5 protein-coding genes are annotated in these 9,871 nt (G+C 72.8%); 3 read left to right on the top strand and 2 right to left on the bottom strand.

Going from position 1 to position 9,871, the window contains the following annotated elements; translation table 11 throughout:
• Positions 1-148 precede the first annotated feature (148 nt).
• Both ACTIDRAF_RS0210345 and ACTIDRAF_RS0210340 read left to right on the top strand, forming a co-directional pair.
• On the top strand, positions 149-2,977 hold the full coding sequence (locus ACTIDRAF_RS0210345; RefSeq protein WP_039786701.1) for an FAD-binding and (Fe-S)-binding domain-containing protein: 2,829 nt from the start codon (positions 149-151) through the stop codon (positions 2,975-2,977).
• Positions 2,978-3,175: 198 nt separating this feature from the next.
• Positions 3,176-3,817, top strand: a complete 642-nt coding sequence (locus ACTIDRAF_RS0210340; RefSeq protein ID WP_016698665.1) for an HAD family hydrolase — start codon at positions 3,176-3,178, stop codon at positions 3,815-3,817.
• Between the two features lie 83 nt (positions 3,818-3,900).
• Here the strand turns inward: ACTIDRAF_RS0210340 and ACTIDRAF_RS28150 are convergent, their stop codons facing one another.
• On the bottom strand, positions 3,901-5,181 hold the full coding sequence (locus ACTIDRAF_RS28150; RefSeq protein WP_052168771.1) for a helix-turn-helix domain-containing protein: 1,281 nt from the start codon (positions 5,179-5,181) through the stop codon (positions 3,901-3,903).
• A gap of 740 nt (positions 5,182-5,921) precedes the next feature.
• The gene (locus tag ACTIDRAF_RS28145; RefSeq protein WP_016698662.1) at positions 5,922-6,698 is read right to left on the bottom strand and encodes a lysophospholipid acyltransferase family protein; all 777 of its coding nucleotides are present in this window, start codon (positions 6,696-6,698) and stop codon (positions 5,922-5,924) included.
• 262 nt (positions 6,699-6,960) lie between these two features.
• Between ACTIDRAF_RS28145 and ACTIDRAF_RS0210325 the strand changes: the two genes are divergently transcribed.
• Positions 6,961-9,447: an FtsK/SpoIIIE family DNA translocase gene (locus ACTIDRAF_RS0210325; RefSeq protein ID WP_016698661.1), complete on the top strand. Its 2,487-nt coding sequence runs from the start codon at positions 6,961-6,963 to the stop codon at positions 9,445-9,447.
• Positions 9,448-9,871 lie beyond the last annotated feature (424 nt).

Here is a 9,871-nt window from a genome sequence, read left to right as displayed (position 1 = left end):
GCCGCCCCGGCCCGGCTCCCCGACAACCGGCCCGTGTCCCGCCGCCCGTCGACGCCGACGCACCCCGCCCGGTGCTTGCCTCCACCACCGAACTGTGATCACCATCGGTCGCGGGAACGACACAGCACACGGTGAGGCGGTGGGGACGATGGGGCTGGCCGAGGAACTCCGGGCCCGGGTGGCGGGCGACGTGCTCGCCGACTCCGCCACCCGAGCCGTCTACAGCAGCGACGCCTCCAACTACCGGCACGTGCCCACAGCCGTCGTCCTCCCCCGCGACGCCGAGGACGTGGCCGCCACCCTCGCCGTCTGCGCCGAACGGGGCGTCCCCATCACCCACCGGGGCGGTGGGACGTCCATCGGCGGGCAGGCCTGCGGCCCCGGCGTCGTCCTGGACCACTCCCGCCACCTCAACCGGCTGCTCGAGTTCGACCCGGACCGCCAGACCGCCAGGGTCGAACCCGGACTGGTGCTCGACGAACTCCGCCGCACCACCCTGCCCCACGGCCTCACCTTCGGCCCCAACCCGTCCTCGCACAGCCGCTGCACCCTCGGCGGGATGATCGGCAACAACGCCTGCGGCTCCTCCGCCGTCGCCTGGGGAACCACGGCGGACAACGTCGTCGACCTCGACGTGCTGCTCACCGACGGCACTCGCCTGACCGTGTCCGACCTCGACTCCGCCGGGCCCCTCACCGCTCCCCTGCGCGCCCTCGTCGACCGGCGGCGCGCCGCCCTCCGCACCGGACTGCCCACCCTGCCCCGCCGGGTGTCCGGGTACGCCCTCGACGCACTCCTGCCCGAGAACGGGGAGAACCTGGCCCGCGCGCTCGTCGGCAGCGAGGGCACCTGCGTCACCCTGCTCGGCGCCACCGTGAAGTTGATCCGCCCGCCCGCCGCGCGCGTGCTGGCCGTGCTGGGGTTCCCCGACGCCTTCGCCGCCGCCGACGCCGTGCCGAGCATCCTCCCCCACGGACCGCTGACCGTGGAGAGCGTCGACCGCGCCCTGGTGGAGGCGCACCGCGCCGTGCACGGCCCCTCCGCCGCCACCGAATCCCTCCCCGACGGGAACGCCTGGCTGTACTGCGAGACCGGCGGCGACACCCGGGCCGAGGCCGTGCACCGCGCGGAGGACCTGGCCCGCGACCTCGGCGTTCCGGCGGTCGTCCTCGTGGAGGCCGCGCAGCAGCGGTCGTTGTGGCGCATCCGGGAGGAAGGCTCGGGCATCGCGACCAGGATGAGCGACGGCGCCGAGGGCTACCCGGGCTGGGAGGACGCCGCCGTGCCCCCCGAACGCCTCGGCGACTACCTGCGCGACTTCGAGGCGCTGCTCCGGCAACACGGGCGACGCGGTATCTACTACGGACACTTCGGCGAGGGGTGCATCCACGTCCGCCTCGACTTCGACCTGATCAGCTCGACCGGGGTGCGCGGCTTCCGCGAGTTCATGCTGGACGCCGCCGACCTCGTCGCCGGGTACGGCGGCTCGCTGTCCGGCGAGCACGGCGACGGCCAGGCCCGGGGCGAGCTGCTGCCCCGCATGTACCCGGCGGAGGTCATCGAGGCGTTCGGCGAGTTCAAGGCGGTCTTCGACCCGGACCGGCTGCTCAACCCCGGCCAGATCGTCGACCCGCTGCCCCTCGACGCGAACCTGCGCTGGCCCAGCGAGGACACCGTCACCGTCCCGGTGGAGACCCTGTTCCGCTACCCCCACGACGGTGGTTCCTTCGTCGCCGCCGCCCGCCGCTGCGTCGGAGTGGGGAAGTGCCGCAACACCGAGGGCGGCGTGATGTGCCCCAGCTACCGGGCCACCCGCGACGAACGCCACTCCACCCGGGGACGTGCCAGGGCGCTGGTGGAGATGCTGCACGGCGACGTCGTCCGGGACGGGTGGCGTTCCGAGGAGGTCCACGAGGTCCTGGACCTGTGCCTGTCCTGCCGGGCCTGCCGCTCCGAGTGCCCGGTCGAGGTCGACATGGCCACCTACAAGGCCGAGTTCCTCCACCACCACTACCGCAACCGGATCAGGCCCGCCGCCCACTACTCGATGGGGTGGCTGCCGGTGTTGGCGGCCCTGGCCGAGCCGTTCGCCCGCCCCCTCAACGCGGCCCTGTCGGTGCGCCCGGTCGCGTCGGCCGTCCGCCGGCTCGGGGGAGTGGACCCCCACCGGGACCTCCCCGTGTTCGCACCCGAGACCCTCACCCGCTGGTTCCGCCGGCGCACGCCGCGCCGTGCCCCCGCCGGGGGGCGACGGGTGCTGTTGTGGCCGGACACCTTCACCAACACCTTCACCCCGGGCGTCGGCCGGGCCGCCGTCGAGGTCCTGGAGGCCGCCGGCTACACCGTCGAACTGCCCCACGAACGGGTGTGCTGCGGCCTGACCTGGGTGAGCACCGGCCAACTGGGGATCGCCCGGCGGGTCATGCGCCGCACCGCCCGCGTCCTGGCCCCCTACGTCCGCGCGGGTGTCCCCGTGGTCGGCCTGGAACCCAGCTGCACGGCGGCCCTCCGCACCGACCTGGGCGAACTCCTGCCCGGGGCCGGCTGGCTCGGCGAGGGGGTGCGCACCTTCGCCGAACTCCTCGTCACCAACGACCTCGACTGGCTGCCCCGGGGAGCGGAGCGGGCGGCCGTCGCCCAGACCCACTGCCACCAGTCGGCCGTGCTCAGCACCGCCCCCGACCGCGCACTGCTCGACCACGTGGGGGTGCGCGCCGACTTCGTCGACGGGTGCTGCGGGCTGGCCGGGAACTTCGGCTTCGAGAAGGGACACCACGAGGTGTCGATGGCCTGCGCCGAGGACTCGCTGTTCCCGGCGGTGCGGGCGGCCGAGCCGGACACCCTGGTGCTCGCCGACGGCTTCAGCTGTCGCACCCAGCTCGCCCAGGGCCTGGGGCGGGACTCCGCGCACCTCGCCGAGGTGCTGCGGGACGCGCTGCGGGCGGCGGGGACGCGGGGCGGAACGCCGGAGAGCTGACGGGTCGCCCGGCCCTGTCCGGGTCGTCCCCGCGCACGCGGGGCCGTTCCGTCGTCCGTGAGCAGATGCGGCGGGAGTGACGATTCCATCCCTACAGCTGCGGGGCTGTTCGACATCGGAAGTCGTGCCAGCGGACAAGCAGGGCCAACGATCGCCCCTGTCTCGCGCCGATCCTGCCCGATGACGTAGGAGTGAGGCATGGTGACCGCAGTGGTGTTCGACGTGGGCGAGACGTTGCTGGACGATTCGCGCGAGTGGGGTGCGTGGGCCGAGTGGTTAGGGGTGCCACGTCACACCTTCTCCACCGTTCTCGGAGCCGTCACCGCTGCTGGGCGCGACAACGCCGAGACGTTCCAGTACTTCAAGCCCGGCTTCGATCTGCCCCGCGAACGGCTACTACGTGAGGAGGCTGGGAGAGGCGAGCGGATCGAGGACAGCGATCTCTACCCCGACGTCCGTCCGGGGTTGGCCGCGTTGCGCGAGCGTGGACTGTGGGTCGGGGTAGCCGGGAACCAGACAGCTCGGGCCGCTGAACTGCTACGCGGGTTGAGGCTCGGCGTGGACGGGCTCGCGACGTCGGGTGAGTGGGGAGTGGCCAAGCCCTCTCCGGGGTTCTTCGCGCGGGTGGCGGAGATGGTCCCTGACGGTCCAGGACAGACGGTGTACGTCGGTGATCACCGGGACAACGACGTCGTGGCCGCCAAGGCGGCGGGCTTCATGAAGGCGCTGATCCGCCGTGGGCCCTGGGGTCACCTGTGGGCCGAGGATCCGCCGGTGCGCCGCGACGCGGATTGGGTGATCGATTCCCTGCTCGATCTGCCCGACCTCGTCTGCCCATGACACCGGGACCTGGCAGGTGGGGAGGGCACTCCGGCCGGGAGAGGAGGGCAATACCGTGAATCCTCGAGGGGGTCGGGCCGTTCTCACCGGGCCCGGGCCCACGCGGCCAGGTCGAGCAGGCCCGAGCTCGCAGTGCCGTGCGTCCGCAACAGCGCGGACAGTGACTGCTGGACCTGCGGATGAGCGCGAGTGTGTTCGGGCGCGGCTTGGCGGGCCGATCGCAGGCACAGGTATGCGTCCTCGTGGCGGCCGAGTGCGAGCTGCGCGCGGGCGAGATCGATGAAGTAGTGGGAGCGCCGTTCCGCGGGCAGGTTCTCGGGTGGGTGCCAGGCAGCGGCCCGCTCGATGCCCACGGGATCGCGGAGTTCGACGGCGACGGCGAGTTCGTGGATCCTCAGGGAGTCCTGGCCGAACGCGGTGCCGTGGTAGACGCCCTCAGGGACGGTCGCCGCAGCGCGGCGCGCTTCCCGCAGGTGGTCGGCGGCGCGGTCTGGCTTACCCGCCCGACCCGCCACGACCGCCGCCCGTATGTGCAGGGCGCCGAACGCGGCGCAGGAGGATGCGGTGTCGAGGTCGGGGACGTCGTTGGCGGCCAGTTCGAGGGCACGCGCCGCAGTGTCCAGGTTCCCGGTGGCGAAGAAGGTTTCGGTGCGCACGTAGGCCACGGCGGCCAGCAGCAGCGGGTCCTCAGCGAGCTGGGCGGTCGAGCGCATCGGATCGATCAGGCGTGCGGACAAGTCCAGGTAGCCGAACTTGAAGGCCATCCCGTCAGCGGCGCGCAGCACCAGGGTGAGCAGGGCCGCGACGTGGCGACGCTCGTCGGCGGCGCCGATCTGACGGGCGTGATCGAGTTCGCTGATCAGGTTCGGGAGGCGGCGAGCGAGGCTGCCGTAGCGGGACTGCGGGCGGTCGTCGCTGGCGCGGGCGATCTCGGCAACGAGTTCGGCCGGATTTCTGGTGGGCTTGTCGTCGGGCAGGCCCAGTCGGTCAAGGGCACGGCGCAGGCGTGGGATCGCGGCGTGGACCAGGTCGACCTCGGCAGCCTCTTCGGAGCCACTGCCGTCTCTGGCGGGTGGCACCGCCGGTGCTACCTCGACGCCGAGCGGTACCGGAGTCATGACCACGTCCGGGGTACGGACGTTCGGCTGCCGGCCGCGACGAGGCAGGAGTTCGTCCAACTCGTCGAGCGAGATCCGCAGAGCGCGCGCGAGGCCGGGCCGCTGCCACGGCTGCGGTGACTGAACGCCGCGTTCCCACCGGCCGATCGTGGTGCGCTCCAGTCTCAGCGCGGCGGCAAGGCTTTCCTGGGTGTAACCCGCAGCCTGGCGAGCGGTAGTCAGGGAACCGAGCAACCGTCCTGCCATCGCGCGTCCCCTCCATGTTCATGGCGCACGGTACTCGCATGATCGTGGAGGGTGCGAATGGTCCTCGGGGGTTTTTGCCTGACCGGCGTTCGCTGATTCGCCACCGCACCGTAGTGATGGCATCGCCTCGACCACTTTCGCGGGACCACGAGGGAATGGGGCAGGACGATTCGCTGTCCCCCAAGGCCGCTCCTGATCAACGCCGGAATCGTCAGCCCACCGCTGGTGGCGCACACGTGGGCGTCACTGTCGACTGGGGCCGGCCTGCGGCGCCCGCCCGGCCCGGCACCGCAAGTCAACCTGCCCTCGCTCAGCGACGACGCGTTGTCCCTCCGGAAGCGGGGATCGGTGCACCGCGATCACGGGCCGGGTGACCACAGGCCGGGTAGCCGGACTGCCAGCATCGCCTCCGCCGACCACTCCTCCCACCTTCTCCCATCCGACCTCGCACCTTCGGGGCGAACCACTGACGCACGAGCCCATCGCCGCCCCGGCATGCTGTGCGCATGACGCCGGCAACGCTGCGTCAGATGGTTGGGAAAGTGAAGGGAATCTGGTCCTGCCGCACGTAAAACCGGTCAGGAAGGGGTCGTCCCCGCGCACGCGGGGCTGTTCCGGCGGGCGGCGCACTCGGCAACGGGGTCGGTCAGTCGTCACGCGCACGCGGGGGTGGACTGGTTGGGTCGGCGACTCGACGGTGCGGCCGGCGGGGTGGGCCCGCCGGCCGTGAGGCTCACCGCCTACTGTCCTGAGCCTGCCTTGGTCCGGCCGCGGTCCGCTTCGGGGGACCACGGGCTGCGGCCCGTCACCGGTCGGGTCCCGTCGTGGAAGGCCGGCCGCAGCGGCTCCCGGTGGCGGAGCGGGCGCAGCCCCCTGCTGATCGCCCGCATGATGCGGTTCCGGGCCCGCACGGCGTCGCCGGGCCGGCCCGATTCCAGCCCGGACAGTTCGACCGGGTGACCGAAGTGCACCCGGAAGGTGGGCCGCCGCCGCATGGCCTGGAGCCACGACCGGACGAGGACCCACAGGTCGGCCCGGCTCTCGATCCGCAGCGTGCCCCAGCACACCGCCTCGTGCGCGCCCCACTGGCTCACCGGCACCACCGGAGCCCCGGAGGCCAGGGCGATCCGGGCGACCCCCGTCTTGCCGCGCTCCGGCCACAGGCCCGGGTCGAGGCTGATGCGCCCCTCCGGGTAGACCAGCACCGGGGCGCCCGAGCCCAGGGCGCTCACCGCCGTGCCGATGGCGTCCCCCGCCGTGTCCTTGCCCCGGTTCACCCGCACGTGGCCGCAGCGGCGCATCACCGGCCCGAGGACGGGGGCGTCGAAGAGCCCGCCGGTGGCCATGAAGCGTGGCGCGATCCCGATGCGGCGGCAGGCGGCGATCAACACCAGCACGTCGAAGTTCCCGATGTGGTTCGCCGCCAGCACCAGGGGGCGCCCCCGGAGCCTCGCCGGCACGTCCCCGGTCACGACCAGCCGGCCGGTCGCTCCGACGAGGAGGCTCGCCACCGGCATCAGCGCGCGCCAGAGCGGCGGGACGTGCCAGCGCGTTCGGCCTGGGGAGGCGGGGGGAGCCGGCGGGACGGGATACGTGGTTCGCGGTGCCGAGTCGGTCGGCCTGGGCGCGAGTGCAACCATGAGGCAGCAGCATGGCAGCAGTGCCCAGCGTCACCCGACCGGGCTACCCGCACGCCGGTGTCGGTGTGAGTCAGCACGCGTCGCGGCGGGTCCGCTGTGGTTCGTGTGACCAGCGGTACGGCGTACTACGGTATGGGGCATGGCTGGCCGGACCACGACGACAGGACGTAGCTCGAACCGGAAGGGCGGCTCGTCGAAGTCCGGCGGCAGCCGGTCGGGCACCCGGTCCCGCTCCACGGCCACCCGGAAGAAGACCCGGCCCAAGGGCGTTCGCGGCGGGTGGTCGGTGCTGGCACGGGGTGTCGGTGGCATGGCCAGGGCGGTGGGCCGCACCCGGGACCTCGACCCGGCGCACCGCAGGGACGGCGCGGCCATGGTGTTGATCGCGTTGGCGATCGTCACCGCCGCCGGCGTGTGGTGGCGGGCGGGCGGTCCGGTGGGGGAGTGGGTCGACGTCGCGCTGCGCAGCTTCGCGGGCCTGGCCGCAGCGGTGGTCCCGGTCGTGCTGTTCGGCACCGGCATCGCGATGTTCCGGCACCAGTCCCTTCCGGACGCCCGGATGCGCCACGTCCTCGGGTCGCTGCTCATGGGACTCGCCGCCCTCGGCATCCTGCACCTGTCCACCGGAGCGCCCCAGGAACCGGCCGCCTGGCGCGAGTCGGCGGGCGTCATCGGCTTCGTGGCGGGCGGGCCGCTCGGGCAGGGGCTCACCGCTCCGGTCGCCATCGCCTTACTCGCCCTGATCGCCTGCTTCGGGTTGCTCGTCTTCACCGGGACGCCGGTCAGCCGGATCCCGGAGCGGTGGCGAGAACTCGTCGGTGACGAGGAGCCGGCGCCCGCCCGGGCCCCTCGACCGCGCCGCACCCGGACGGCCGAGGCCGGGACCCGCGAGGACGGTGACCCCGAGGAGGACCGGCCGGCCCGCCGCCCGCGTCGCCGAGCCTCGGCGCGGGAGAACGCGGTTCCGGTGGGCGAGGACGTGGAGGAGACGGAGGTCCCGGCGGGGGAGCCGACCCGGCCCGCCGCGGCCGCCGCCGCCCGTGCCGTCGCCCACCCCCCGGCCACCGACCAGGAGACGCGCGCCGACACCCCCGCACCGGCCAGGGGAACGCCCTTCACCGTCCGGGCGGTGGAGGGCGACTACCAGTTGCCGCCGCCCGAACTGCTCCGAGCCGGCGATCCCCCGAAGGCCCGCAGCCGCGCCAACGACGCCATGATCGACGCCATCCAGGGCGTGCTGGAGCAGTTCAAGATCGACGCACGGGTCACCGGCTTCACCCGTGGGCCGACGGTCACCCGGTACGAGGTGGAGCTGGGCCCGGGGGTGAAGGTCGAGAAGATCACCGCGCTCACCAAGAACATCGCCTACGCGGCCGCCACCGACAACGTCCGGCTGCTGGCCCCCATCCCGGGGAAGTCCGCCGTGGGCATCGAGGTGCCCAACAGCGACCGGGAGATGGTGCGCCTGGCCGACGTCCTGCACTCGCCGACCGCCCTGGGGGACGCGCATCCCCTGGTGATCGGTCTGGGCAAGGACATCGAGGGCCACATGTTGACGGCCAACCTCGCGAAGATGCCGCACCTGCTGTGCGCGGGCTCCACCGGCTCCGGGAAGTCCAGCTTCGTCAACTCCATGTTGGTGTCGCTGTTGGCCAGGGCCACCCCCACCGAGGTCCGGATGATCCTCATCGACCCGAAGATGGTCGAGCTGACCCCGTACGAGGGGATCCCGCACCTCATCACCCCCATCATCACGCAGCCCAAGAAGGCGGCGGCCGCGCTGGCCTGGCTCGTGGAGGAGATGGAACAGCGCTACCAGGACATGCAGGCCAACCGGGTCCGGCACATCGACGACTTCAACCGCAAGGTCCGCGACGGTGAGATCACCGCGCCGCCGGGCAGCGAACGGGAGTACCGGCCCTACCCGTACATCCTGGCGATCGTCGACGAACTCGCCGACCTGATGATGACCGCCCCCCGGGACGTCGAGGAGGCGATCGTCCGGATCACGCAGAAGGCACGGGCGGCCGGTATCCACCTGGTGCTCGCCACCCAGCGGCCGAGCGTCGACGTCGTCACCGGGCTCATCAAGACCAACGTTCCCTCGCGGCTCGCCTTCGCGACGTCCTCGCTGACCGACTCCCGGGTGATTCTGGACCAGGCGGGGGCGGAGAAGCTCATCGGCATGGGCGACGGCCTCTACCTGCCGATGGGGGCCTCGCGGGCCACCCGGATGCAGGGCGCCTTCGTGTCCGACGAGGAGATCGCCCAGGTCGTCGCCTACACCAAGGACCAGGCCCAGCCCCAGTACACCGAGGGCGTCACCGCCGACAAGCCGGGGGAGCAGCGGGAGATCGACCCGGACATCGGTGACGACCTGGAGGTGTTGTTGCAGGCCGCCGAACTGGTGGTCACCTCCCAGTTCGGGTCGACCTCGATGCTCCAGCGCAAACTGCGCGTCGGTTTCGCCAAGGCGGGCCGGCTGATGGACCTGTTGGAGACGAGGGGAGTGGTCGGCCCCTCCGAGGGGTCCAAGGCGAGGGACGTCCTGGTGAAACCGGAGGACCTCGGCGGGTTGATGGCCTCGCTCAGGGGCGCCCCGCCGGCGGAGGCGCCGGTGGACTGAGGGCTCGGCGCCTCGGACGTCACCGGCACGGGGCGGTCCCGGTCGTGACCGGGCGGGAACGCCGTCCCGGAGGGGGCTGCGCGCACCACCGGGGGAGGACCGCGTCGGCGGTGGGCCAGCCCGCGAGCCCCGTCCCGGCCCCCGGACAGCCGAGCGTCTGCGGTGCGGCACCTGCCGCTACCACCAGGTTCGGGGTGGTGGATGTGGGCCGTTCGGCTCGGAGGGCGCTGCGACGCCCGGAACCGTCCGTTGCTCCGCCCGGTCCACGGCACTGGTCCAGACCACTCGCCTCGGGATACCGTGCGGACACACCACGGAAGGGAGTTCGCCGATGGCCGAGGTCGTGCTCAACGGAGTCGGGGTGAGCCCGGGGCGGGCAGCTGGGCCGGTGGTGCGGATCACCGAACCCGTGCTCGATCCGCCC

This window comes from Actinoalloteichus spitiensis RMV-1378, assembly GCF_000239155.1.
Lineage (GTDB): Bacteria > Actinomycetota > Actinomycetes > Mycobacteriales > Pseudonocardiaceae > Actinoalloteichus_B > Actinoalloteichus_B spitiensis.
This window is presented reverse-complemented; position numbering and strand designations above follow the sequence as displayed.

Coding starts and splice junctions, on each gene's coding strand:
- ACTIDRAF_RS0210345 (WP_039786701.1), top strand. CDS start 149: ATGGGGCTGGCCGAGGAACTCCGGGCCCGGGTGGCGGGCGACGTGCTC.
- ACTIDRAF_RS0210340 (WP_016698665.1), top strand. CDS start 3,176: ATGGTGACCGCAGTGGTGTTCGACGTGGGCGAGACGTTGCTGGACGAT.
- ACTIDRAF_RS28150 (WP_052168771.1), bottom strand. CDS start 5,181: ATGGCAGGACGGTTGCTCGGTTCCCTGACTACCGCTCGCCAGGCTGCG.
- ACTIDRAF_RS28145 (WP_016698662.1), bottom strand. CDS start 6,698: ATGCCGGTGGCGAGCCTCCTCGTCGGAGCGACCGGCCGGCTGGTCGTG.
- ACTIDRAF_RS0210325 (WP_016698661.1), top strand. CDS start 6,961: ATGGCTGGCCGGACCACGACGACAGGACGTAGCTCGAACCGGAAGGGC.